At 32.0% G+C, this 26357-nt stretch carries 26 protein-coding genes; 5 read left to right on the top strand and 21 right to left on the bottom strand.

Features of this window, described 5'->3' with window-relative positions; all coding sequences use genetic code 11:
* Positions 1 to 63 precede the first annotated feature (63 nt).
* Complete coding sequence (locus tag MN581_RS05115; protein WP_241699315.1) at positions 64 to 1176, bottom strand: AI-2E family transporter; 1113 nt, start codon at positions 1174 to 1176, stop codon at positions 64 to 66.
* A 109-nt stretch (positions 1177 to 1285) separates the two neighbouring features.
* Between MN581_RS05115 and MN581_RS05110 the strand changes: the two genes are divergently transcribed.
* Positions 1286 to 1720 carry a GNAT family N-acetyltransferase gene (locus MN581_RS05110; protein ID WP_241699314.1) on the top strand — a complete coding sequence of 145 codons (435 nt, stop codon included), beginning with the start codon at positions 1286 to 1288 and terminating at the stop codon, positions 1718 to 1720.
* A 51-nt stretch (positions 1721 to 1771) separates the two neighbouring features.
* On the opposite strand, the gene MN581_RS05105 is transcribed toward MN581_RS05110, so the two are convergent.
* The 5 genes from MN581_RS05105 to MN581_RS05085 form a co-directional block, all read right to left on the bottom strand.
* Complete coding sequence (locus MN581_RS05105; protein ID WP_241699313.1) at positions 1772 to 1981, bottom strand: hypothetical protein; 210 nt, start codon at positions 1979 to 1981, stop codon at positions 1772 to 1774.
* Between the two features lie 178 nt (positions 1982 to 2159).
* Positions 2160 to 2693: a DUF402 domain-containing protein gene (locus tag MN581_RS05100; protein WP_117972596.1), complete on the bottom strand. Its 534-nt coding sequence runs from the start codon at positions 2691 to 2693 to the stop codon at positions 2160 to 2162.
* Positions 2694 to 2808: 115 nt separating this feature from the next.
* The gene (gene mutY / locus MN581_RS05095) at positions 2809 to 3945 is read right to left on the bottom strand and encodes an A/G-specific adenine glycosylase (protein ID WP_241699312.1); all 1137 of its coding nucleotides are present in this window, start codon (positions 3943 to 3945) and stop codon (positions 2809 to 2811) included.
* A gap of 4 nt (positions 3946 to 3949) precedes the next feature.
* Entirely contained in the window at positions 3950 to 4741 is a 792-nt protein-coding gene (gene recX / locus MN581_RS05090) for a recombination regulator RecX (protein ID WP_241699311.1), read from the bottom strand.
* Positions 4742 to 4784: 43 nt separating this feature from the next.
* Entirely contained in the window at positions 4785 to 5561 is a 777-nt protein-coding gene (locus tag MN581_RS05085) for a competence protein ComK (RefSeq protein WP_241699310.1), read from the bottom strand.
* A 192-nt stretch (positions 5562 to 5753) separates the two neighbouring features.
* Between MN581_RS05085 and MN581_RS05080 the strand changes: the two genes are divergently transcribed.
* From MN581_RS05080 to MN581_RS05065, 4 genes are all read left to right on the top strand, one after another.
* Positions 5754 to 6254 (top strand): sigma-70 family RNA polymerase sigma factor, encoded by a 501-nt coding sequence (locus MN581_RS05080; protein WP_241699309.1) that lies wholly within the window; start codon positions 5754 to 5756, stop codon positions 6252 to 6254.
* A 75-nt stretch (positions 6255 to 6329) separates the two neighbouring features.
* Positions 6330 to 6539, top strand: a complete 210-nt coding sequence (locus MN581_RS05075) for a hypothetical protein (RefSeq protein WP_117972591.1) — start codon at positions 6330 to 6332, stop codon at positions 6537 to 6539.
* Positions 6540 to 6572: 33 nt separating this feature from the next.
* On the top strand, positions 6573 to 6785 hold the full coding sequence (locus MN581_RS05070; protein ID WP_241699308.1) for a DUF2922 domain-containing protein: 213 nt from the start codon (positions 6573 to 6575) through the stop codon (positions 6783 to 6785).
* Positions 6786 to 6845: 60 nt separating this feature from the next.
* Positions 6846 to 7646, top strand: coding sequence for a GH25 family lysozyme (locus tag MN581_RS05065; RefSeq protein WP_241699307.1), 801 nt, complete (start codon positions 6846 to 6848; stop codon positions 7644 to 7646).
* Positions 7647 to 7703: 57 nt separating this feature from the next.
* Here the strand turns inward: MN581_RS05065 and wecB are convergent, their stop codons facing one another.
* The 15 genes from wecB to MN581_RS04990 all read right to left on the bottom strand — a co-directional run bounded on the left by wecB (position 7704) and on the right by MN581_RS04990 (position 26348).
* Complete coding sequence (gene wecB, locus MN581_RS05060; RefSeq protein WP_241699306.1) at positions 7704 to 8843, bottom strand: UDP-N-acetylglucosamine 2-epimerase (non-hydrolyzing); 1140 nt, start codon at positions 8841 to 8843, stop codon at positions 7704 to 7706.
* A 12-nt stretch (positions 8844 to 8855) separates the two neighbouring features.
* Entirely contained in the window at positions 8856 to 10070 is a 1215-nt protein-coding gene (locus MN581_RS05055; RefSeq protein ID WP_241699305.1) for a nucleotide sugar dehydrogenase, read from the bottom strand.
* Positions 10070 to 11254 carry a hypothetical protein gene (locus MN581_RS05050; protein WP_241699304.1) on the bottom strand — a complete coding sequence of 395 codons (1185 nt, stop codon included), beginning with the start codon at positions 11252 to 11254 and terminating at the stop codon, positions 10070 to 10072. Before MN581_RS05050 ends, MN581_RS05055 begins: the two co-directional genes overlap by 1 nt.
* Complete coding sequence (locus tag MN581_RS05045; RefSeq protein ID WP_241699303.1) at positions 11251 to 12432, bottom strand: hypothetical protein; 1182 nt, start codon at positions 12430 to 12432, stop codon at positions 11251 to 11253. Before MN581_RS05045 ends, MN581_RS05050 begins: the two co-directional genes overlap by 4 nt.
* A 2-nt stretch (positions 12433 to 12434) precedes the next feature.
* Complete coding sequence (locus MN581_RS05040; RefSeq protein WP_241699302.1) at positions 12435 to 13715, bottom strand: glycosyltransferase family 4 protein; 1281 nt, start codon at positions 13713 to 13715, stop codon at positions 12435 to 12437.
* A gap of 28 nt (positions 13716 to 13743) precedes the next feature.
* On the bottom strand, positions 13744 to 14721 hold the full coding sequence (locus MN581_RS05035) for a GNAT family N-acetyltransferase (protein WP_241699394.1): 978 nt from the start codon (positions 14719 to 14721) through the stop codon (positions 13744 to 13746).
* A 25-nt stretch (positions 14722 to 14746) separates the two neighbouring features.
* Positions 14747 to 15358 carry a sugar transferase gene (locus tag MN581_RS05030; protein ID WP_241699301.1) on the bottom strand — a complete coding sequence of 204 codons (612 nt, stop codon included), beginning with the start codon at positions 15356 to 15358 and terminating at the stop codon, positions 14747 to 14749.
* Positions 15355 to 16482: an aminotransferase class I/II-fold pyridoxal phosphate-dependent enzyme gene (locus MN581_RS05025; RefSeq protein WP_241699300.1), complete on the bottom strand. Its 1128-nt coding sequence runs from the start codon at positions 16480 to 16482 to the stop codon at positions 15355 to 15357. Before MN581_RS05025 ends, MN581_RS05030 begins: the two co-directional genes overlap by 4 nt.
* 4 nt (positions 16483 to 16486) lie before the next feature.
* On the bottom strand, positions 16487 to 18286 hold the full coding sequence (locus tag MN581_RS05020; protein ID WP_241699393.1) for a nucleoside-diphosphate sugar epimerase/dehydratase: 1800 nt from the start codon (positions 18284 to 18286) through the stop codon (positions 16487 to 16489).
* 40 nt (positions 18287 to 18326) lie between these two features.
* Positions 18327 to 19091 (bottom strand): CpsB/CapC family capsule biosynthesis tyrosine phosphatase, encoded by a 765-nt coding sequence (locus MN581_RS05015; protein WP_241699299.1) that lies wholly within the window; start codon positions 19089 to 19091, stop codon positions 18327 to 18329.
* Between the two features lie 18 nt (positions 19092 to 19109).
* The gene (locus MN581_RS05010) at positions 19110 to 19823 is read right to left on the bottom strand and encodes a CpsD/CapB family tyrosine-protein kinase (protein ID WP_241699298.1); all 714 of its coding nucleotides are present in this window, start codon (positions 19821 to 19823) and stop codon (positions 19110 to 19112) included.
* Between the two features lie 20 nt (positions 19824 to 19843).
* Positions 19844 to 20689: a Wzz/FepE/Etk N-terminal domain-containing protein gene (locus MN581_RS05005; protein WP_241699297.1), complete on the bottom strand. Its 846-nt coding sequence runs from the start codon at positions 20687 to 20689 to the stop codon at positions 19844 to 19846.
* A 128-nt stretch (positions 20690 to 20817) separates the two neighbouring features.
* The gene (locus MN581_RS05000) at positions 20818 to 24348 is read right to left on the bottom strand and encodes a CDP-glycerol glycerophosphotransferase family protein (protein ID WP_241699296.1); all 3531 of its coding nucleotides are present in this window, start codon (positions 24346 to 24348) and stop codon (positions 20818 to 20820) included.
* 2 nt (positions 24349 to 24350) lie between these two features.
* Entirely contained in the window at positions 24351 to 25520 is a 1170-nt protein-coding gene (locus MN581_RS04995) for a CDP-glycerol glycerophosphotransferase family protein (RefSeq protein WP_241699295.1), read from the bottom strand.
* Positions 25521 to 25532: 12 nt separating this feature from the next.
* On the bottom strand, positions 25533 to 26348 hold the full coding sequence (locus tag MN581_RS04990) for an ABC transporter permease (RefSeq protein WP_117972586.1): 816 nt from the start codon (positions 26346 to 26348) through the stop codon (positions 25533 to 25535).
* Positions 26349 to 26357 lie beyond the last annotated feature (9 nt).

Here is a 26357-nt window from a genome sequence, read left to right as displayed (position 1 = left end):
TTCCTCCGAAAATCGTATCATAAATAACAGTTAAATTCAATATAAAAGATAAATACCCCCATATTATTTAACGGGAGTATTTTCTTTTTTTATACGTTTATTTAATTGAATCATATCATAGACATAAACGACTATTGTTTTACACACTGCATAAAAAGGAACACCTAAAATCATTCCTAAAAGACCTGCGATATTTCCTGCCACTAGCAAAATAATAATAATAGTAAGAGGATGAATGTCCAAACTTTTTCCTATAACATTTGGATAAATAATATTTCCATCAATTTGTTGAACAATCAACACCACAATACAGGCTAGAATGGCTTTAACAGGATCAGTAAATACCGTAACAAACAGTGCAGGTGCTAACCCAATATACGGTCCAATATAAGGAATCATGTTAGATAGTCCAGCTATGACACCAAATAAAAAGGCGTAATTGACACCAACTAACATATACCCTACACTGGTTGCCACGCCAACAAATAAACACTCTATCATCTGACCACTGATATATTTTGAGATGGTTTGACTCATTTTTATAAGTAATCCTGTCATCTCTTTCCTATGTGTTTCCGGGAAAAAGCGAATCACATTTGGTAAAAATTTATCCCCATCTTTTAACATGTAAAACAAGATAAACGGAACAGTGAAAATAATCATAACAATCCCTGCCATAGAAGAAATAAATGAACCTAATCCATTTCCTAGACTAGATAAAGTTGTTTTGACAATATTCCCAAACGAAATATTCCATTGTTCTAAATACTGTTGAATATCCACATTCTTCATCACGGGATGATGAGCAACTTCATTAATTGTTTTTTCAATTGCCACATAAAAATCTGGTGCTGATTTAGTCAACATGGTTATCTGTTTTATCAAATTAGGAATCACAGACATAATAAGTAATAGCACTATGCCCACTAAAAATAGCATAATAATGGCTACAGCCCATGTTCTTTTAACCCCTTTTTTTAACATAAATAATAAAATTGGGTTCACACAATAAAATAAAAAACCTGATATAATAATTGGTGAAAACATGGTAGTAAATAAGGTCCCTATCGGTTTGAATAAAAAGTTAATTTGTGTTCCTACTAAAATTAACGTTGCTATAATAAGTAATTCAAGTGACCAAAACATTAGTTTAGACGATTTTAATTTTTGTAACATATAGTCCCCTCACTTTATTTAAATTCACGTATGTTTATTATAATCTATTTGTTTAAAAAAAACTGCTAATTTGATAAAATTATACAAACCACATAAAGGAGACAAAAATATGTCACAACTGCTTCATACAAATGATCTTCACTCTACTATTTATCATGATGCAAAAGACATTCGATTAAATGTTTTTGTAAAAGAGCAAAACATTCCTAAATCTATTGAGATAGCTGATGAGGAGTTAGCCATTCATTGTGTCTTATATGATAAAAATAGAAAACCTTTAGGAACCGTCCGATTACTACCAATTGATAAAACCACTATGGCAGTACAACGTGTGGCTGTCGATAAAGAAGCAAGAGGAAAAGGAGTAGGCAAACAACTTATGACTTATGTAGAAGATGTCGCAAAGCAATACAATGTCTCTACTCTTATTTTAGGTGCACAGCTGCATGCTTTTGATTTCTATCGTTCACTAGGATACGAATCCTTTGGTGATACATATCGGGAAGCAACTATTGAACACCAATATATGAAAAAAACAATATAAAAATAAACAAGACAAAGAGTCTCTCTTTGTCTTGTTTATTTTTATAACCCCTTACATTTCTTTAATCGACATAACTTGTCTTTTTTTACTATAATTAATAGATGCTTCCTTTGGTATTGTCATTACTTTCTTTTCTGGCTCAATGACTTCTCGAATAATTTTTTCAGAGGCAAAATTGTCTGAATGAGACAACTTCACTATCATCAGACCAACACAAAGAACGGCACTTATTAAGAATAGGATAGATAGTTTTTTCTTCACTTAAATACCCTCCTTTATTCATCTTGTAAAAAGTATAACATAATAAATTCAAACAAAATGGTTATTTTTTTCGTTTCAAAAACAAAAAAATAACAAAAAACGATGACGCTCTCTCATCGTTTTTTGTTAACCTCTTCATTGCTTATCAAACCCTGAATTTACGAAACAGACAGTTGCTTCATTTTCTTGATAATTGTTGATACCGTTTATACCAAATATCGACGTATTCATCAGAGAAAGGACCTTTTCCTTCATTAATCCAGTCTACCAAAATCTTCACATTTTCTTTAAGAACAATATCAATTTCGTTTGGGTAATTCATTAGTCTTCGATGATCTTCATATTCATCAACATCTAATAAGCGTTTTTCTCCATCAGGAAACACTTTTATATCCAAGTCATAATCAATATATTTTAAAGCTTCCTCATCCAAGACATAAGGTGAGGCAAGATTACAATAGTAGGAAACTCCTTTCTCTCGTATCATAGCAATTATGTTGAACCAATATTTTGTATGGAAATATACAATAGCAGGTTCACGCGTCACCCATCGGCGTCCATCTGATTCTGTCACAAGTGTGTGGTCATTCATGCCAATTATCGAACACTCACTTGTTTTTAGGACCATTGTGTCGCGCCAAGTTCGATGTAAACTTCCGTCATGCTTGTAACTCTGGATCGTGATAAACTCTCCCTCTTTAGGAACACGCATCACTATTTAATCCTGCTTTCTTTGACAATAATTGCCAATTTTTCACATGGGCATTAAATTTATTATTTAACACCAATATCAGAATTATTATAGCATACCTTCCTCTATTATATCACTAGTTATTCATACTTTTCTTTAGTAGTTCCACCATCTTTTGTTGCGGTTTTGGAAAAACGTACTGCGGAAATTCGTCTAAATAACTCCACTCTTGATTAGTTAGATGAGTATTATTTAGCCCCTTTAGCTCATCTTGAACCACTAATATATGCCATTTTCGATGACTAAAGATATGTGTTACAATTCCTAAAAGCTTTTTACCGTTTACATTGTCTGCTTCATCATATAAACTCAATTGCTCAGCTACTACACCTGTCGATATATCCTGTGAGTCATAAATTTGTGAGAAACGATCGTAATCCTTTTTCGTTACTTCCCTCATTGGAAAAGTCCACATATCAGCTAACAACCCATCTGATGGTCGTTTTTCCAATAAAAAAGCGCCTGTATCATTTTGTAAAATATCGGCTACATAATAAAGAGGTTTTGCTTTTTCTTTTTTCTTCTTCACTGGGTATTTAGATATCGTATTCGTTTGTTTTGCTTCACAGTATGCTTGTATAGGACAAGTATCACACGATGGCTTAGTTGGTGTACAAATCGTAGCACCTAAATCCATTAAGGCTTGATTAAAATCGCCCGGCTCACTTTGAGACATGGTGTCTCTTACATAACGATCAAATACTTTTCGTGTTTTAGGTAACGCAATATCATCAGCCAAACAAAATAAGCGACTATAGACTCGCATCACATTTCCATCAATTGCTGGCTCTGGTAATGAAAATGCAATACTCCCAATCGCTCCACCTGTATAAGGTCCAATTCCCTTTAAAGATAAAATATCCTCTATTTTATTTGGCATCTTTCCATCAAACGTTTCTACTATTTCTTTTGCCGCATGTTGCATGTTTCTGACACGTGAATAATACCCCAGTCCTTCCCACGCTTTTAACAATTTATCCTCATTAGCATTGGCTAACGCTTCAATTGTTGGAAACCACTCCATAAACCGATTAAAATAAGGAATCACAGTGACAACTTGTGTTTGTTGCAACATAATCTCAGACACCCATACTCTATAAGGATCTGTTGATTCTCTCCATGGTAAGTTTCTTTTTTCAAGATGATACCACGTTAATAAATCCTCTTGAAAACTGGCTGTTTTTTCTTGTGTCCAAGTTATCTCTTTACTCATTTTTTTACTCTAACTCCATCTCTTTTTCTTCTATATAACGATTAATATCATCAAATGAAAAGCCCTTTTGATATAAACTTTGTGTTATCTTCTGATGCCTTTTTCGTGTATCCAATCGCTCATGACGACGCCATAATTTATCTCCTTGTTTCACTAATAAGCCATATTCATCTTCTTCCTCATCAAAATCTAGCTCGTCGATTAATTGAGAAATCACATCAGCGTGAAATCCTTTTATAAATAATTGTTGACGAATTTTATTCACACGCTCTTTTTGACTTTTTTGTTGATATTTTCGCAACATTTTTTCTGTTAATCTTTTTCCTAAAACCAACTGATGAGTGTGATCAAATAAGCTCAATGCGTCATCAATCGTTCCACCATCTACCCCTTTTTTCATTAAAAACTCTTTGACACCTTGAGGGCCCTTATCAGTGGTTCTAATGGCTGTGCGAACATAACTTTCAGCAAATACTTGATCATTTAATAAGGATAATTCTTTTAATTTATCCATAATCTTGACTATTTGTGGGAAACTAATCTCTTGTTTTTTTAAATAATCTGTTATTTCTTGTTCGCTCCGTAATTGATAGCTTAGGTAATTTAGTGCTTTTTGATACCCTATATCAAAACTTGCTTCTTCTTTTACTCGATTTAATAACTCTTCTGATACCTCACTGCCTTTAAGGAGACGATGCCTTACGAGTGAATCTTCTGAAATCGTCATCGTCAATCCACTTTTGGTTGTTAAAAGATACCCTGTTTTTTCTTTTTTGATGCTTTGAATGACTTCCATCTCTTTTAGCCCCCTTGCATCTTTTTACTATATCATATTTTTATTATATTTTATCCCAATAACTATCGTATTCTTCTATAAATTCGTGAATCGTCAACGTTTGATGGCGTTGTTGGACAGTCAAAAAATAATCAACCGTATGACGACATCTATCCAATCGTTTACTATCAATGGGGGGCAACAGACGCGTCACATTATCAAAATGATACTCGATAAATCGACCTCTTTCTTCAACCACTTCATCTAACATTTGGGACATCTCAGGATAAAAATATAACATATAATGTCTCATCGCCTCATGAATACGTGAGAGCAATGATTTACACTCATAATCTATCTCGATGCTTAAATAATTAGAAAAATTAATCATCGTTACACCTTTACTAATTTGATGACACGTTTCAATGTACATAATGTTAAAAAAGCTAGTATCCTTCCTAACTGATCCGTTTAACGGCACAAACAGACAACATTTATCAATCATAGGTTGTTTGTATCGTTTTTGACTAAAGTCATCGTATAACGCTACTGTATGTATGACTTTTTGGAAAATACGTTGATTTCTTTCGTTATACTCACTCATCAACATTTGAGTATTTGAGGTTGTCAAAATAGGAAGTGACGTCGATGAAAAAAGAAGGGTCTTATATGCCAATCCCAAATCAGAAATATCATGAATAAAATAAATATCTTCTGACAAATGAGTTTGCCCCATTTTGACACTACAAGGTAAAAATTTGTTATATAAATCGTTTAGTGTGATTGAATCTCCATGCGCTAATGCTTCATATATTAATCGTTTTCTGCCTTCAGTTTTCATTCGCTTCTCTCCTATATTTTGTTCTTTTATCGTTTATTATTTTAACATATCCTATTTATTTTTAAACCGTTTTCATACATTTTTAAATGATTTTACGCAAAAAATTCAAAAATTGGTTTTTTCGTTATTGACGCATTTTCCCTATACTCACAGTGGCTAGCCAAATGATTAACTTTTGAGAGGATAATAACAATGGAAGAACAACTATTTACTACCTATCATTCATTGATCTTAGGCGCATTAAAGAAATGTCACATCACACCGACACATCCAGAATTTGATGATTACTTACAACGAGCAAGAATTGAATTACTTATAGCACATAGACACTATCAGACGGATGTGGAAAATCACCCACCATTTCGCCCATTTGTGTACCAAAAAATTTATTGGGCAACATTAGATGCTATCAGAAAAGAACAGCGACGCTTTGATAAAGATGTCATCGAAGAGTCCTTTCTTGAGTCAATCCCTCAAGAAGAGGATATGACCTGCTGTCTGGTCGCGTCTGATTTATATCATGAGCTACTGGCTCTTTTATCTAAAGACGAAACCCATTTTTTAAACGATCGCTTTTTTGAGCAATTAACCATTAGTCAAATCGCTAAAAAACACCACGTCGCCAGACAAACGGTTTATCGTTGGCGAGATGGTGTAAGAAAAAAATATCAAAAAATTGAAAAAAAGGTGTGACACTTTTGAGTTGGGAAACGTTTATATAAGTGTAAGGCGCGCGACTTACAAAAAAACAAAAAGGACGTGACTATCATGGAAAAACTATTTGACAGTAAAAAAGCCATCTTATCATTTAAAGCAGTAGGAGACAATAAACCACGTAAACAAACTCTTGCCAATTTAATCGAAGACGCTTCTGATGAGAGCATTTTAGATTTAAGTGATGTCTTCAATAACCTTGCACCAACTGATGAACCATTAGAAAAACTAGCAATCGTTGATACACACCACTATGACATTTAATCACTCACTCAAACTGACTAGGAGGAAACACCCATGAAAAAATTAAACTTAAACTTTTTAAATGAAGACAATAAAAAAACTACCTTAGTACCCAAAGTAGCCAAACAAGATTTAACAAAAGATGAAGTAAAAGAAGCCATGACTATCATCGCCACACTTGATTTGTTTGAATCAAATGGTAAAAAATTATACGTGACACCAAAATCAGCACACTATAGTGAAACAATTATTACAGAGTTGTTCTAACCTGTTAGACGACGTTTACCACAAACGTCGTCTTTTCTTATACCAGAAAGGAGTTTTTATATGTTAAAAGTCATTGATTTATCAAACCATCAACGTGGTATGTCACTCGATACACTAAAAGCCGATGCCTTTATCTTCAAAGCAACAGAAGGCACTTATTTTATTGATGATACATGTGACACTTTTGTCCAACAAGCCAAAAAACTAAATAAACCTTATGGTGTGTATCATTTTCTAGATCAAAATGATGTCATCAAACAAGCAGACTTTTTCTTAACACATATCAAAGGCTATCTAGGTGAAGCGATCCTTGTTCTTGATTATGAAGAATATGGTAAACAAGGCGCACAAAAAGCCAAAGAATTTTTAGATTACGTCTATAAACAAACAGGCGTGAAACCTCTCATCTATATGAATGAAAGTGATGCAAACTCTGATGATTGGTTGGATGTCGTAGCTGATGATTATGGCTTATGGGTTGCCAAATACTCTCAACACACACCTGTTGTTAAACAATGGCCAAGCTATGCCATGTGGCAATATACCAGTACACCTGTTGATACAAGCTATTTTTACGGAGATAAACTTGCTTGGCAACAATATGCTACACCCAAAAAGACCATCACCCAACAAAAGGACGCTTATCACACAACAGGAACACGATTTGAAGCATTAAGAACACTCGTCATTCAAGCAGATGAATCCTTTAAAAAAGCATCTGGCATGCACTTTTCCAAAAGTACTGTCTTTGATATTGAGCAAATTTGCCACACCAAAACAACAACGCATGCTTGTATACTCTATAATCATCGCAAGGTATTTGTTACACTTCACAAGGATTATGTTAGAAAGATAGATTAGGATAAAAAAATACCCCTCCACGAGAAATCGGATAGACTTCTTGTGGGGGGATTTTGTTTATTTAAATAAAGGCAACTCTTCAACTTTTAATCCAAAATATTTTTTAATTTCATTCACAATACGTTTACTTGCCAAGCCATCACCATAAGGATTTTTTGCATTTGACATTTTTTTGTAAGTTTCTTCATTAGATAATAATTCAATCATATTTTCTTTTACAATGTCATAATCTGTTCCGATTAGTTTTAATGTTCCTGCTTCTACACCTTCTGGACGTTCGGTTGTATCTCTCAATACAAGAACTGGAACATTAAATGATGGTGCTTCTTCTTGAACACCACCGGAATCACTCATAATAAAGTAACTTCTATATGAGAAATTATGAAAATCAAATACATCTAGTGGCTCAATCAAATGAATACGTTCATGGTTTCCTAAAACGTCATTGGCTAATTCTTTTACCTTAGGGTTAAGGTGTACTGGATAAACCAAATGAATGTCTTCATATTTATCTACAACTTCTCTTGCTGCTGTAAAGACCTCTCTCATAGGTTGACCTAGATTTTCGCGACGATGCATTGTCATTAAAATTAATTTGTCATCTTCACCTATATTTTTTAATGCATCATGGTTGTAATTATCTTCAACTGTTTCACTTAATGCATCAATCACTGTGTTACCAGTAATTGAAATTTTAGCTGAATCTTTTCCTTCATTAATTAAGTTATTTGCACTATTTTGAGTTGGTGCAAAATATAAATCACTTAATACATCAATCATCTGTCTATTTGCTTCTTCTGGAAATGGTGACGAAATATTCCATGTTCTAAGACCTGCTTCCACATGTCCTACTTTCACTTGATTATAAAATCCAGCTAGACTTGCCGCATAAGCTGTTGTTGTATCACCATGAACTAATACAATATCTGGTTTTTCTTCTTTGATTACTGCATCTAATTTCACTAATGCACGACTGGTAATATCTGATAGTGTTTGATTTGCTTGCATGATATTTAAATCGTAATCAGGTTTTATTTTAAATATCTCTAGAACTTGGTCCAACATTTCTCTGTGCTGTGCTGTAACCACAACAACTGATTCTAAATCCTCATGTTTTTCTATCTCTAAAACAAGAGGAGCCATCTTGATTGCTTCTGGTCTTGTACCAAAAACTGACATAACCTTAACTTTTTTCAATTATATTCTCCTCTATAATGTAATAGCTTCTGGAATAATATTTTGAGTGTCATATACTACTACAGAATCTAACCTATCGCTATTTTCAATAATGTGTTTATGACCTACCATTATGATAACTAGTTCGAGGCCATCCATAAATTCATTAAAGTCCATCACTTGATTTTCAACAATTTTATTTTTTACCATTGGATCATATGATTTTAACGGTTTAGATAAATGACGTTCCATTGATTCAAACATTTGTAAAGTTGGACTTTCTCTCGTATCATCAACATTCGGTTTATATGTTAATCCATATACTCCTACTTTTGAAAAATCAGAGATATTCTTTTCTTTCATAATTTGAGCTACTTTTTTTAGTACATAATCTGGCATAGAATCATTTATATGTCTAGCTGTTGTAATAATATTAGTCAATTCTGGATAGTCACCTACCAAGAACCATGGGTCAACTGAGATACAGTGTCCACCTACTCCAGGTCCAGGATTTAATATATTGACACGTGGATGCATATTAGCTACTTTTATAATTTCATAAACATCCATATCATCAAAATCACAAATTTTTGCTAGTTCATTAGCAAACGCTATATTAATATCTCTAAATGTATTTTCTATTACTTTACTCATTTCAGCTGTTTTGATATCTGTAACAGCTATATCTGCTTCGCAGAAAGTTTGGTAAATTTCTTTTACCATTTGTCCTTTATCAAGATTATCTGCACCAATTGTTCTGGAATTATATCTTAACTCATGAATCATATTACCAGGTAGTATCCTTTCTGGAGCATGTATTAAATGAATTGTCTCTCCAATTGTAAATTTAGACTCTTCAATCAAAGGTCTAATATATTTATCAATCGTTCCTGGAGATACAGTTGATTCAATGATCAATAATGTGTTTTCTAAACAATTTTCTAAAACAGTTTGTACTGCTTTTATAACATATACCGGATCAATTTTTTTGTTATCCTTATCATAAGGTGTTGGCACAGTTATGATATATTTATCCGTTACTTGATAATCATTACTAAATTTAATACCTTTAGAAAGAGCCTCTTGAAATAATTCATCTAATCCCTCTTCTTCAAATGTTGTTTTTCCCTCATTTAAAGTTTTAACTAAACCTTTATTTACATCTGTGCCCACCACATTATTACCACTAGCTGCTAGCATTAGTGCAGTGGGTAATCCTATATATCCTAAACCTATAACGTTAATCATTAATTATTCTCCTTAGTTTTAAAAAATATAATAACCATTACATACATTATCGTTGAAATTAGTCCCATAATACAATATGATATTGAAAATCCTTTTAAACCATAGTTACTACTAAAAATAAATGCAAAAATTACATATAGTACTGTATAAAATATTTGTATATTTAATTGAATTTTCAAATCAAAATATTTTAAAATAAATATCTTGAGAAAATTAGCCATACTATAAAATAATATACCTAAAGTAATAAATGGTAATATATCCATTGTTTTATCATACATATTGCCGTATAAAATTTTAATAGATATTTTAGATACAAATAGTATTGGATAATATAAAGTTAATAGTAATATTGATAATAAAAATTGAAATTTTAGAATATTATTTCGATTAATTTCTTTTTTTCTTTTCATAAAATAAGCTAAAAATACTGTATTAAATTGGCCTAAAAGCATGATTATTATTTTAGACACAACACTAGCTGCATAAAATACTGACATAGATGTAGCACCAAGTATAGGTATAATAAGTATTCTATCTAAATAATTAGAAACTCCATTAATTCCATAAGAAGTACTTAAATTCAAATAGTCTCTCATTACAATTTTTCTTTCAGCATTCCATTTAAAGCTTTGTTTAAAAAAGTCTGTTTTTTTTATTAAAAATAATACCCCTGATAGTTCACCTATAAAGAAGATTAAACTCCAATAATGTGTTAATTTAAAAACAAATAATCCTATAACATAGCCCAAAAAAACAAAAATATTAGTTAATAGTATGTTAATATAATTTAACTTAATCCGAAGATTTGAACCTAAATACACTCGAAAAACACCTAAAGAAGTAGCAATTGAAAAAATAATAATATCTACTTTTTGTAATCCTATACCATATATATTAAAGACTATTAGAGATAGTATTAGTGAAACTGACACAGCAAAAAGAGATAGTATATTAAAATTATCTCCAGACGTTTTTTGATGAATTATTTTCACATTATTTAAAGAATCTCCCAAATATACTAAAAATATACTATTTAAGCCATATATAGCAGTGATTTCACCAAATTTTTCGAAACCATAAGTCATGTTAAAATACGGAAATATTACCAACTGAACTATTGCTAGTAATAAGAAATTAGAAATTGTATTTAACATAACATCTTTTATAAATTTTTTTTTCATAATTTTTTCCTATTCTTTTTATTACTATTAATATAAAGAGTTCCAAAACAAGTCCATAAAGACGGTGATAACCATATAGATGAACTAACTAATGATCTACTAAAAGAAAAAATAAAAAAACATAATATAAAGAATTTTAGATTTTCATCACTTTGAACATATTTTTGATAAAGTCTAAACAAAAAGTATAATATAATAGGAATTCCAAACACACCAAAATTTATTAATAACTCCAAAATAACATTATGTGGATAATAAAAAACTATACCTGAACTACCAACGACATTAAATCCTGAAATTCCCTGGGGAAAACCATATGAAGATATAATAGAATCCACAGCTTTATCATATAATATATCTCTACCTGATGATGAATTTATTATACCCTGTATAAGTCCTTCAGAATCACTAATCATTCTTTCTAATTTTATTAATACGTATGAGGTATTTCCATTAATGAACTGTAAAATAAAATTAAGTATTAAATCTATATTTAAAATACAAATAAGTAGCAAAATAGTTTCTATTAATGTAAATAAATACATTTTTATATTTTCTTTTTTACTTTTATATAAGAAAAACTTTGGTACTTGATAAATTAAAAAAATTGTTATCATTGACATTCTATTAGCAAAAAAAACCGATAATATTAATAAAAAAATCAATAACAAATGATTTTTAAATTTTTTGTCTTCTATAAAGTATAATCTAAAGCTTAATGGTATACTAATAAAACTAAGAACATTCCCAATAGCCATATAACTAATTGTACTACTCGTATTCCCCTTTGAGATAACAATATATAGCAAAACACTAAATAATGTAAGTAATGAATATTTATAATATACTCCAAAAAAAAGCTTTATATCTTTCAAATTCATCGTAAAAAAAAGCATTATTAAACTAGAGGAAAACATACTTATATAAAAAAAATTAAAAGTTTCCACATTTTTAAAAATTATAAAATCTAATAAAAATAAAACAGATAAAAATGAAAATATTTTTAAAAAATCTATTCTGATCCCATTAATAATTATACTAATTAAAACAGATCCTAAAACAACTAAATATTTTACAAACACTAACCCAAAAACAGATTCAACTGGCATCATAATATACTGTATATATATTACTAAACACCAAAGTATTGAATTTATCTTATTTTTTTTTTGTGTCATCTTTAACTCCTATTAGTATTCTCTATTACATCAATCAGTTTATCGCACAGGACATAATAGTCGAATTCCTTACTTGCCATTATTGAGTTATTACATAATTCATTATATCTTGATATATCTTTATCATACATCTCTTTTACTTCTAAAATTTTATTAGTTATTTCTTTTTCATTGCTGTCACCAAAAAATTCATAACCACAATTATATTTTTTTATTGGAGAATATCCCATCTTTACAGTAGAGATAATTGGCTTTCCTGAAGCAAAATATTCAAACAACTTATTTGAACTATTCCCCCTACTCCAATTAAATTTTTCTTGAGAATAATTTAAAATATTTAGATTACTATTTTTTAATATATAAGGAATATATTTCTTTTCAACACTGCCCTTTAGTATAATATTATTCAGATTAAATTCCTTTATCATATTATCTATTCTTTCAAAGTCATTTCCAGAACCATAAATTAATATCTGAATATCATCATGTTCTCTCAGCAATCTAGCTATTCTAACTAGTTTTGACACATCATTAACAGGCCTAATAGCACCTGAATATACTATATTAAACTTATCTGAATGTAAATCTTCATCTTCTATTGTATTTCTTGAACTATTATTATCAAAATCATGTATGTCAACACCATTATTTATATAATAGCATTTTTCTGCATCTATTTTTCCTCCTTGAGTTTCAAACCATCCTTTTTCCTTTAAGTAATCAGTATCTCCTTCTTTGGTAAATATCAAAGAGTCTGATTTTTTATAAATCCAATGTTCCCCTTTCACCAATAAACTTCCTATAAAACCTTTTTCTTTGATTTTAGTAAACTCAAAAATAGCTTCTGGCCAAAGGTCTCTAATTTCTGAGATACAAGGTATATTTAATTTCTTTGAAATTTTTATCCCTGATACCAATGTTAGGGGGTGTACACTAGATGCATAAATAATATCAGGAGCCCCGACACTATCCATAATTCTTTTATACTGATTATTTAAGTTATAATAGAATTTAAACATATTTTTAACTCTCTGTATATTATTTTTACAACTAGGAACTGTATCTATAAAAACAAATTTTACTCCATTTAATTCTTCAATATAATAATTATCATTTTTTATATTATTAACTTTTTCTAAAGAATTATGCAATGTATTGGCACAAAAAATAGTTGGATTGTATCCTCTTTTTTTTAACTCAAGAGCTAAAGAATAATGGCGTCCACCCTTATTTTTGAACATACTTGTTGCGTAGTGATTAAAAATCCAAATGTCCTTTTTCAAAATATTACCTCTCTCAACTATAATTAAGCTAATTCTGTCTATATGATGGAAAAAAACTACTATCGGTACTCGATACTTCCTTCTCCAACATTTCATAAATTACTCTGTTCCTTATTTTTTTTCCTATATAAAAATCAAATGACGTGTTCTTGGAGAATTTCTTTTTAAAAGCCAATAAATTATCATCATCTTTATTAGTTTTTCCACCTCCATAATGAACTAATTCATAATTATTTTCTACTCCCCATTCGGCTACGGCATATTTTATTAAATATGCAGGTGATAAAAATAAATGCTTCGTATCCGTCCCAGATAAATGAACATGTATTACGTTATCACTTAATAAATTCAAGCTACTTCCTATTATTTTATCCTTGTAATAAACTTTACATAATAAAATATCATTCTTAAAATTAGATAATAATTTTTTAAAATAATCATCATCGAAATAATAGAAATCTCCTGCATTATTCCTATCCATTGTTGAATAATATATGGTTATAAAATCATTTAAATTACAAGGGGAAACTTCCAAAGTATATCTGATATCTGGGTTATTCAAGATACTTCTAATTCTTTTTCTTGTAGATTTCGAAAACTCTTTTGCAAAAAAATTTTCTTTATATTTTAAACAGGTTCCCACAGTCATTCTATCTTTTATTGGATTATATATCCTCATAAAATCCAAAGCGTTTTCTTTTATCGGATGAAATCTAATAAATTCAGATACAATATTATTATCCAAACAATATTTATTAAACTCGGTATTAAAGCCATCTATTAACGCCTGTTTATTTTGTGTATCTATAATAATAGGTCCACCATAGCCATATGGTGTAGATATATCATAATAACTTTGCTCATCAGATAACATAATAGGTATCTTTTTTTTCAAAAATAAGTATTGTATGGTTCCATATGCATTTTGATACTTATAGTTTTCTATTGAACTTTGAGATTCACTTTCGTATAGAGAACCATATTTTTCTTTAAAATATATATCCATCAAATTTCAGTCCCCTCTTAAATATTTAATAATTCCTATATATGTCTTCACTTTTAAGAACATGCCAAACTGTACTAAATATTATTTCCGTATCTAATTTAAATGATACATTTTTTACATATTCTATATCAACAATAATTTTTTCTTCCCAAGATGCGGAATTTCTATATTTTATTTGTGCGAGTCCTGTTAAACCAGGTTTCACATCAAATCTTCTCTTAGCTTCTAATGGATAATTTTCATATCCTTGATAAGGATAGTAGGTAACCGGTGGTCTTGGACCGACTATCGACATATCACCTTTTATGATATTAATAAGTTGTGGCAATTCATCCAAACTAGTTTTCCTAAGAATGTTACCAACTTTTGTAATTCTTGTATCTGTATCAGATTTTATAAAAAGACCATCACCAATTTTTTCTGCGTTAGGTACCATTGTACGAAATTTATATATTTCAAATACTTTACCATGCTTTCCAATTCTCTCTTGTTTAAATAAACCATTTCCTTTTGATTCTAATCTTATTACAAAATAAATAGCAAAAAAAACAGGTAGTAATATTACAAATATTATTAAACATATTATTATATCTAAAAATCGTTTCATATACTTAACATAGAATGTTTCCTTTATCATAAATCTTTCTCTCCAAATACTTCTTTTATAATGTTAATGACTCTCATTTGTTGTTCTACACTCATTTTGGTATCACTCGGTAGACATATTCCTTGATTAAACAATTCTTCTGACACATTGCCACCAACATAATCATATGAAGAAAAAACTGGTTGTAGGTGCATTGGTTTCCATATTGGTCTACTCTCAATATGTTCTTTTTCCAAAGCTTCCATAATCTCAATTGGTGTCACATGTTTTGTAACTAACATTGGTGTTAACCAATGATTTGAATACTCAAACTCATTTTCATTTGGAAAGATAACACCATCTAACTCTCCTAAATGCTCTTTATATAATGAGAATATTTGTCTTTTCTTTTCAACTCTGTCATCTAGTACTTTTAATTGCCCTCGACCAATACCTGCGACTATATTACTCATACGATAGTTATAACCAATCTCTGAATGTTGATAGTGTCTTGCTTGGTCTCTACTTTGTGTAGCCCAAAAACGTGTTTTTTTTATTTTTTCTTCATTGTTTGAAACAAGCATACCACCACCTGATGTAGTGATAATTTTATTCCCATTAAAAGAGAAAATACCATAATCACCTATAGTTCCTGTATGTTTTCCCTTATAAAGAGTACCTAGACTCTCTGCAGCATCTTCAATCAACGCGACATTGTGTTCATCACATAATGCTTTTATTTCATCTAAATCTGCCGATTGACCATAAAGATGAACAACTAAAACTGCTTTAGGCGTATATTTTTCAAAGGCTTTCTTTAGTGCTTGTGGATCCATGTTCCAAGTTTTTCTATCACTATCTATAAAAACAGGCGTAGCTCCTACATAAATAATCGGATTAGCAGTTGCAGAAAAAGTTAAACTTTGGCAAAAAACGATGTCACCCTCTGTTACGCCAACAGCTTTTAACGCTAGGTGGATAGCAGATGTTCCTGAACTTAAGGCAGCTGCATGATCGATTCCTACATAGTCAGCTAATTCTTGTTCAAAACCATCAACATTTTTCCCAAGTGGGGCAACCCAGTTTGTATCAAAAGCTTCTTTCACATATTCTTGCTCATAGCCTTCATCACTCATATGGGGTGATGATAAATAAATTCTCTCATACTCTTTCATTTTACTACTCCTCACTTGATTGATTCGCAAATAATACTAGCTCTTTTGCTAATGCTGTGTAATCCTCTGGTAACTCTTTCAATTTTTTCATGACTTCATCATAGGTAAAGCCATTGACATTTCCTACAAATATTTTTTCATGGACTTGTTCTTTCGAGCGTTCTTTATCGACTAGTAACTCTTCATAGAGTTTTTCTCCAGGTCTAATCCCACTTTCGATAATTTGTATCTCGTTTTCTGTATAGCCACTTAGTTTGATGACTTTTTTAGCTAAATCAACTATCTTCACTGGCTCTCCCATGTCTAAGATAAAGATTTCGCCACCTTTTGCCAATGTTCCTGATTGGATAACCAAGCGACTAGCTTCTGGTATGGTCATGAAGTAGCGTGTCATACGAAAATCTGTGACAGTCACAGGCCCCCCTTTTGCGACTTGTTCTTTAAAGAGTGGCACAACGCTTCCTCTGCTTCCAAGCACATTACCAAATCGCACGGCTGAAAATTTGGTTGTCCCTTTGCCATTTAATCCCGTCACGATCATCTCCGCGATACGTTTGGTGGCCCCCATAACATTAGGTGGTTTCACTGCTTTATCTGTTGAGACCATAACAAAACTGGTAACATCATTGGCTAAAGCAGCTTCTGCTACGTGTTTTGTTCCATAAATATTATTTTTTAATGCTTCCACTGGATTATACTCCATTAAAGGCACATGCTTATGTGCGGCAGCATGATACACAATAAAAGGTTTATGCGTGCTCATGACTTCAAAAATACGTTTAGCATCTCTCACATCAGCAATCACTGGAACGATTTCTGTGTTTTTATCGGCATAATGTTGTCTTAATTCTTTTTCAATCAAATAAATAGAGTTTTCACCATGACCTAATAACACGATTTTTTTTGGCGAAAAAGCCATGACTTGTCGACAAATCTCTGAACCAATCGATCCGCCAGCACCTGTTACTAAGACAGTTTTATTGGCTAATTGATTCTTGATAGAATCCATGTCTAATGTGACTTCATCTCTTCCTAATAAATCAACCACATCAATGTCACGTAACTTAGTCACAGAGACTTCCCCCATGGCCAACTCTTCAATAGAAGGAATGGCGTTGATAGTCACCTCTAAATCTCGTGTCACATCTAATAAATGCTCATATTGTGTCGCAGTCATAGAAGGAATCGCGACGGTTAAAACTTTTACGTCATATTCTTTTATAAGCATAGGTAACTCATCAATGGAACCCACCACTTTTAATCCAGATAAGTAAGTATTTTTTTTATTGACGTCATCATCAATGAATCCTTTGAAGTTTAATCCTAACTGAGAGGATTTATAACGTACAGTATTGTACAGTAGCTCGCCACCATCTCCCGCACCAATAATAAAGGCATTGTCACATTTTTTAACACCTTTATAATGATACATGTTTAAATAATCCACGATTAATCGCCAAGCGACCCTTGAACTGGTGATAGCTAGTAGAACAATAAAATAAGCTAATAATATTTGTAAGTGCTCGATAGAAGACGACGGAACAAAACTTAATATGATGTACTCCGACATACTTGAAGCACTCACAGCGAAAAAGATGGATAGAATACCGTTAATGCTTGTGTATCTGGTTAGTCGATTAAACACCTTAAACACCGACCCAAATAATAAGTACAAGACAAGATGTAATCCTATAACCCTTAGTGGGATAGGATCATTTATTTGGTATAAAAAATTGGTATAAAAACTAACAACTATATTAGCTAAAATAATGATACTTACGTCCACACCAATCAGTATAGACATTTTGACTTTTCGACTCACAACAACGACCACCTTAACCTTTTTAAGAAAATCCCCAATGTTTTTTTGCTGATACAATGGGTGCTACCTCTACCTGTTCTCCATTAACAATATCTTTTGTTATTTGTACAAATGCGTTTCTTTTTTCTTTACCAAATTCTTTCTCTAGTAAATCATAAGCCGCTTTTGTATAAAAACCACGTGTTGATACATTATGCGCATCTGATGACAACATATGAGCATAATTTTGTTTAATCATTTGTTTTGTCACGCGTTGAATTTTTTTCCCAAACTGACCAATATAACTACCATTTGTCACTTGTGACAAACACCCCATATCAATAAAGGGTTGCAATCTTTTAGGTTGTTCTAAAAAGATATTATTTCTCTCTGGGTGCACAATAATTGGTCGATAACCTTGCTGGCATAAATCAGATAAAACTGATTCACTATAATCTGGGACAGTTGAAAACGGGAACTCTATCAACAAATACTGATCATTTAAGTCAGCAAATAAGATATCATCTTTCACTATTCGACGGGATAAATCAGGTGAAATACGCACTTCCTGACCTTCAAATAATGTCAATGGTATCCCTTGCTCATCAAGTATTTTCTGACACGCGGCAACCTGCTCGATGATATCAGCCTTTTTATTAAGATAATGACCATTATTGTAGTGTGGTGTACAAAGGATATGAGAGATACCTTCAGACACAGCAGCTCGTGCCATGAATAAAGAATCTTCCATCGATTGTGCCCCATCATCTATGCCTGGTAATATGTGACAATGTAAATCAACAACCATAATCCTTTTCCTTCCTTTTTAACTATAATAGTAGTTTGCATAGTTGACTTCTACTTTGTCCAGATAAACACACCCTAAAATGGTTGTATCAACTTTATCCAGTAGATAAATGGATCGATTTAGTGCTTTTTTATCGGTTACTTCTTTTCTTACTACAACCACGACACCATCTAAGTGTGGAGATACTAATTGAACGTCTGTCACAGTTGAGGCAGGTGGCATATCAAAAATAACAAAATCATATAACTCATCTAATACACTGATGAGTTTTTTCATTCGAGGACTAGCTAATAATTCAGATGGGTTAGGTACTCTAATCCCACTTGTCATCACGTCAAGATAAGGAATATTTGTCTCTTGTACCACTTCACTAACAGATAATTGTGTTAAACTTAATAAATTGCTAAGCCCCGTACCATTGTCCAGTTCAAACGTTAAATGAGTTGTTGGTCGTCTCATATCTGCATCAACTAATAATGTCTTTAATCCAAGTTTAGCAAACATAACAGCTAAATTGGCTGCTGTTGTTGACTTTCCTTCACTAGGTCCAGCAGATGTAATAGCTACACTTTTTGTTTGTTTTCCTAATTGTGAGTATTGGATGTTAGTTCGAATGGTTCTAAATTGCTCAGAAATAGAGGAGTTTGGCTCAATTAATGTAAATAAGGTTGAAGGCTGAGGTGACTCCATTTTTCCTGATTTTTTTCGATTTGTTCTTTTCTTTTGACTCATTATGTTCTCCTTTTCACTCATTAATCAGATATTTCATCGTTTGATTCAAAGCGTGCCCTATATAGATCAGCATCTAATCCATCAACTTCTGTATTTAATGATTCTTTATACAAATCATTTACTTCAAAAAACATTTCTTCATTTACAAAGGCATTACTTTGTAATTTACGGATTTCATTCATCTCACGATCACTCATCAACGGGATAATCCCCAAGACTGGTAATCCTAGTTTCTCTGATAAATAGTCCTCTGTTTTTACTGTACGATTAAATAATTCTGATAATAAAGCTAACATCACCCCTACGATTAAACCTAGAACAGCGCCAATTGCTATATTCACTTTTTTATTTGGTGAAATAGGCTGGTTATTCGGGATGGCTTTTGATGCAATGGATACTTTATCTGTATCAGTCATCACAACAGCTTCTTGTTGAAAGATTTCTGAAACAGTATTGGCGATCGTGGCAGATTTAATAGGATCAGTCGTCACAGCTTTAATTGAAAAGAGCTGTGAATTTTGATTTTGCTCAACAGAAATAGCATGTGATAAGAAATCTTCTGAAATACCAGTCATCCCATCTTTAACTAGCTGATCCTTAGCTTTTTCTGTAACAACTTTACTTTTTACCAAATCTTTATAGGTGTTGATAAGTAGTAAATTGGAATTAATCTTATCCGTATTTATATTTGAGTCGGATCCTTTAGTTTGCACCACTAATTGGGTGGTAGCACTATACTTAGGGGTAATAACAAATAATGTCACGACTGTCGATATAATTGTTCCTAAGATTAACATACTAATAATCAACGCCAATTTTTTCTTTAAAAGTTGAAAAATCTCATCTAAACTCACTGTTTCTTCCATTGTTTCCTCCAAATTATTTGCTTTTCATTTTTTCTAATTATTTTCATAACAACATTATATCACAAGGAATGGATTTTAATTGTAGAAATTTCGACTTAACTATCATATTTATACCAAAACATGTTATTTTATTCAGATTTTTTGTTAATAATATCATAAAAAGCCAACATTGCTTTTTTATTATAGTGACTCGGATTAAATGATTTAAACCGTTTCTTCTTCATAAGAGTGGCTTCCATCGCGTTAAATACACCTTCAGCATCATTCTGTTTTGCTAACATACCATATTTACCATTCCCTAATACTTGTCTACAAGCCGGTATGTCAGTTGACACCACGTTCATTTTTAATGTCAGTGCCTCAAGTAATACAATGGATTGCCCTTCATAAGAAGACGTTAAAACAAATACATCACAATGGGTCATAAAAAGATAAGGTTGATTTAATTGTCCCATCATGGTTATAACTTTTTCTAAATGATATTGTTTAATTTGATTCATTAAATTTTCTCGTTCAGGACCATCTCCAATTAGATAAAGATGCCCTTTTTTATATGTCTCATAATATAATTTAAATGACTCAATGAGGAGAGCTTGATTTTTTTCTTGTGATAGTCGTCCGACCGTCACAAAGGTTGGCTCGTTGACGGTATTAGGGTATTCAAAAAAAGTCCCTTCATTATTCATCACGCCTTTTGATAGATCGTAAGTTACATGGTCTTTCCTTATCCAAACTTGTTTATTTTTAAGTTGAATTTGGTAAAACGTGTTGGATTGATTGGTTTGTGCTCGTTGAATCACACGTACTTCTTTTGGCACACGTGAGAGCAAGCCTTTATGTGTCAATACGTCATCAAGTGAGGCATAAATAACCACTTCTGATGTCTGAACGATTGCTGGAAAACATTGTGGCTCTTTTAACAAAATAAACGGATCGTGAGACACTCTAACAGATAACTCGGCTTCTTTTATAAAATAAGACAGACCATTTTCTAATTTAACTTTCACCCAACCAGTTTGACTATTTTTTGATTGTAAAATCACTGATGTGCCAATGTCTAATTGAGTGGTTTGAGCGGCACTATCGGGCTGTTCATATGCTTTTGTCACGTTGGTTAACTGAGCTAATTCGTTAATCGGGTACTGTCTTGATAACGAAGTCAAATCATCAAGTCGCTTTCTATTAACCGTTGAAAACAAGGTATTTAACCATTTTTTAGTTAGTTGACGTTGAAACATCGCCACTGAACTCATCTCTCTAATGGCGGATGGACTCACCCATCCAAGTGGTTCTTTCCCGTTGGATAATTCATAACTGGTTCCGGTATGAGTGATCACTTTTTTTGTTACCAATACATATAAACGATCAAAATGATTTAATGAACAAATTATCTTACTGTCACTTAATCCTAAAGGATGCGTATATAACTTATGATGCTCCCCACCTTGTAACTTAGAGAGTTTATAAAGGATGTGTTCTGATTGGATACTATCAGCTAACAACGTCACATGCCTTTCTTTAATCCAACCTATGTAACGATCACCTTGACTAATTTTCACATAACTTTCTTCTTGATACACAAATCTACCCAATACTGTTAATTCAGCTTTTGATAATACCCTTGTTGTATTATTAGCATATTGACTATCAGGTCTGGTATCAAAAATCACCAATGGTTCTGATGGATTGTTTAAATATGCCTCTCTAAATAATCGTTGTGTCGGTTTTGAGTGAGTTGACACTTGTTCTGGCTCGGTTGCTAAAATATGTGGAATATTTAATAGATTTTCTGCATACACAAATTTCGATTCATCAGCATAGCTGGACAAGTTTTGCTTATTAACATCACGAATGACACTAGACACGGATACTAACTTGTCATAAAAATCATACACACTAATAATCCCTTTAACATTGATATAGTGAATTTTTTTACCATTTACCTCGCGATTCATATCAGCCAACATATCACTATGTAAGTAACAGACTTTCATCGCTGAGTCGACTGCTAGGATATTTTTTGTCCAATGCAAGCTATAGCCACTAAAGTCAATACTTACATCAAATTTATTTTTTCCTAGTAATCTCTTGATATTCCGTTGATAAATATGTAATGGGAATTTTTCTTTTTTCTTTGGATTGACACCACGCATGCGATAATACAAATCTTGGTAGCTTTCCCCCATCGTATAACTAGGTTCACCAAAATTAAATAGTAACGATACCTCTTTTGGAATACGTTGAATAGACTCTATTTGATCTTGTATGGTTGGATTACCCAATAAACACGTCACAGCATATTTTTCATAATCAATGGTTGATAAAAGGTTTAAAAAACTTGTCGTAATCCCATTTTTTCGTAGGCCTCCAGGATAAATAAGCAATTTTTGCTTATCTGGATTCTGGCGAATTTCTTTGATTTTTTCTGATAGTGGTTGGTTAAATAATAAATAATCAACATAACGTTGTGTTGCATTTCCATCATCATAAGATACATATAATCGTTTAAATCGCTCATAGTTCCAACGAGTGTCTTCGATTCTTTTTTCTAAATGATTCATAATATTGATTAACCCATCCAAGTTAAAGGCAACAGGACCAGGTAATTCATCATAATCAAAGTATTTACCGCGTTCATGACTGTATAAGTCATCATCCCAACAATAAAAAATAATCGGCTTATCGGTTACCAAGAAATCAAAAAAGATACTTGAATAATCTGTTACTAACACATCTACTAGTGATAGTAATTCATTTGTGTCAATTCCATCAGGGATTAAATAGGCACTTAACGCTTTTTCCTTTTTGGCTTTATCATAAATAAATGGGTGAACTTTAATTAAAATGTTATAGGTTTCACCAAATTGATCTCGCAAAATAGTTGTCTCACTAATCATCTGACGAATTTCTTGTTCGGTGTAAGACACTTCCCCACTTTTACATGTTGGTGTATAGAGTAATAGTTTTTTACTTAAATCCAGGTTCACACCTCTTTCATGTAATGACCGAATTAAATGATCATGGTCATGACTAAAGGTTGCATCCATCCTTGGATACCCACCTTCTAAGATCACGCCTTGATAGTTATTTCTTAATCTAAAACTATCTAAAAACATATTAGTTGTATGAGCATTTGGGCTAAGCAAAACATCGGCCATGAAAAAATTGCGAACCACATTTCTAGCACCACTGGGGTTTCCCGGTATATCAAACCCCATTGTTTTTAATGGTGTTCCATGCCATGTGTTGATATAAGTCTGTTCTTCTTTAATCGTCACAAATGACTGAAAGGTGGCATTATTGATTAATACCTCTGCTTTCGTCAGCCACTTTAAATACTCATCAGAATTTCTTTCAACAAACAACACATTATCATATTCTTTAAAACGATTCATAAAATAAGACATCTCTTCAGATGACTGAATACTCCATATATGGGTATATTGTTTTTCCACATCTTTTTTTAATATATACAGACATATAGCAAGTGGAGAATCTGTTAGAGATTTTCCATCACGACTTTCATAAAAAATCGTCTTTTTATCGACTGATTCATTAATAAAATAATGGGTGTATGTTTCCACTCGTTTTCCGATAGGAGATAGTTTTCTTTTGACTAACGGTTGAGCAATCCTTTTCATTTTAGATAGTACAGCCATAGTTATTCACTCATTTCTTTTTTTATTATCTTCATAATAGATTGAGCTGATGTTCCAGTTTCTTTGTTACAGAACATTTGCTTAAAGGTTTCATACTGCTTATTATAATCTATTGTACCTAAATTTTTTAACTGTTCGATTAATTTATCTGGTTCCTTTATGATTGGACCTGGTAGCAAAGACTGAATCGGTTGATAAAATCCTCGGATATCTTGTTCGTATTGTGTTGAATCAGGCATGAAAAATAGCATGGGACGATTTGTTAGACTAAAATCAAACATACAAGATGAATAATCTGTAATCAATACATCACTCACCAACAATAAATCACTCATATCATACCCTACAGAAACATCTATCAATTTATCTTTTGGCCATTTCGAGGTATCTAGCGTTTGAGCAACTAAATAATGCATTCTAACAAGCAATATCATATCTTCACCACATGTCTCTATAAAGTTGTCATACGGAAACTCGATGCTAAACTCGTACCCATTGGCTGTCTTATGATCAGTTTCACGCCAAGTGGGTGCATATAAAATGATTTTTTTATCGTTATCAATACCTAATTGACGTTTCATTTCCATTATTTTTGATTCGTGAGACTTTCTGTTAACCAACTGATCATTTCTTGGAAATCCTTTTGTAATCATCTCACCTGTAAAGCCAAAAGCCTGTTTAAAGTGTGCTGTTGTGTAATCACTTGAAGAGGTTAGATAGTTCCAGCGTTTGCTCTCTTGTAAAAATTCTTGATCATAACTCTCTTTTGTGTAACCAGGGATATTAACTTCCTCTATGTCTACTCCAATACGTTTCAATGGTGTGCCATGCCATGTTTGGATATAGGTTGTCTGCTTACCCTTACTTAACCATAATGGTGTTCTTGTATTGATTACCCAAAATTTTGCTCGTGGCATAACAAAAAACCAGTGCAAAGAAAAACGTGAGATGTAAGGAACCTTTTGTTTGATAAAGGTTTCCTCATATCCACGCGTTACTCCCCACACTAGTTCAAGTGTTGCGTCTTCTTTTTTTAAATAATCATAAACGGCTTTAGGATTATCACTAAACTGCTTACCATGAAAACTTTCAAAGTAGACCAGATTTTTTTTCGGTAATTTGCCCAATAGTTTAAACCATATTGAAATCACTGTTTCTATTATTTTTTTCATGGTAATCTCCTTTTACATAAAGTCCATAAATCGTGCTCTAAATTTCATATGAATATGCGACCCTAAAATAAGCAATACCCCAACAACCAACCAGAAAAAGATTGTTTGGACACCTTTTTCCCAGAACCAACGACCATATAATAGCGAGTCTCTAAATCCATCAATAATATAATAAATAGGATTTAATTCTAACAACCTCGTCACCCATGCATGTTTTGTTCCGGCAAAAATACGCTGAAATTCCCAAATTGGGCCAGATAAATAGAACAACAAACGCAGAATAGATTGAAGCATAATATGATAATCTCTTATCAAGACTGAAATGGTCGAATTCAAAATACCAAACGCAAATAAAAACGCCAACATACAAAATAGATAATAAAAATACTGAATCCAATAAATATTAGGATAAATCCCAGCAGCAAACATCGAAGTAAGCAAAATTAACATCATCCAACGATAGCTTTTAAAGTTACTTGCCATATTAACAGTTGGTAAAATACTGACTGGAAATTTCATCTTTGAGACCATTCCTATTTGCTTATAGATGCTATTGGATTCTCCTAATATTGAGCTATTGATAAAGAACCAAGCGATAATCCCTACAAGCATCCAAATAATATATGGTATGCCATCAATATCCTTTCGCTTCATTCCAAGCCCAAAAACTAGATAATAAATCCCTATTTGAATGGCTGGATTTAATACTTGCCACAATAATCCAAGATAGTGACTTTGATAAGTGGCTTTTTCTTCATATTTAGAAATACGACGAATAATCCCAAAATTTTTAAATTGTTCTGTAATTACGGTCTTTACGTCATTCACGTTTTTGCT

The sequence above is a fragment of the Vagococcus sp. CY53-2 genome, assembly GCF_022604695.1.
Taxonomy (GTDB): domain Bacteria; phylum Bacillota; class Bacilli; order Lactobacillales; family Vagococcaceae; genus Vagococcus.
This window is presented reverse-complemented; position numbering and strand designations above follow the sequence as displayed.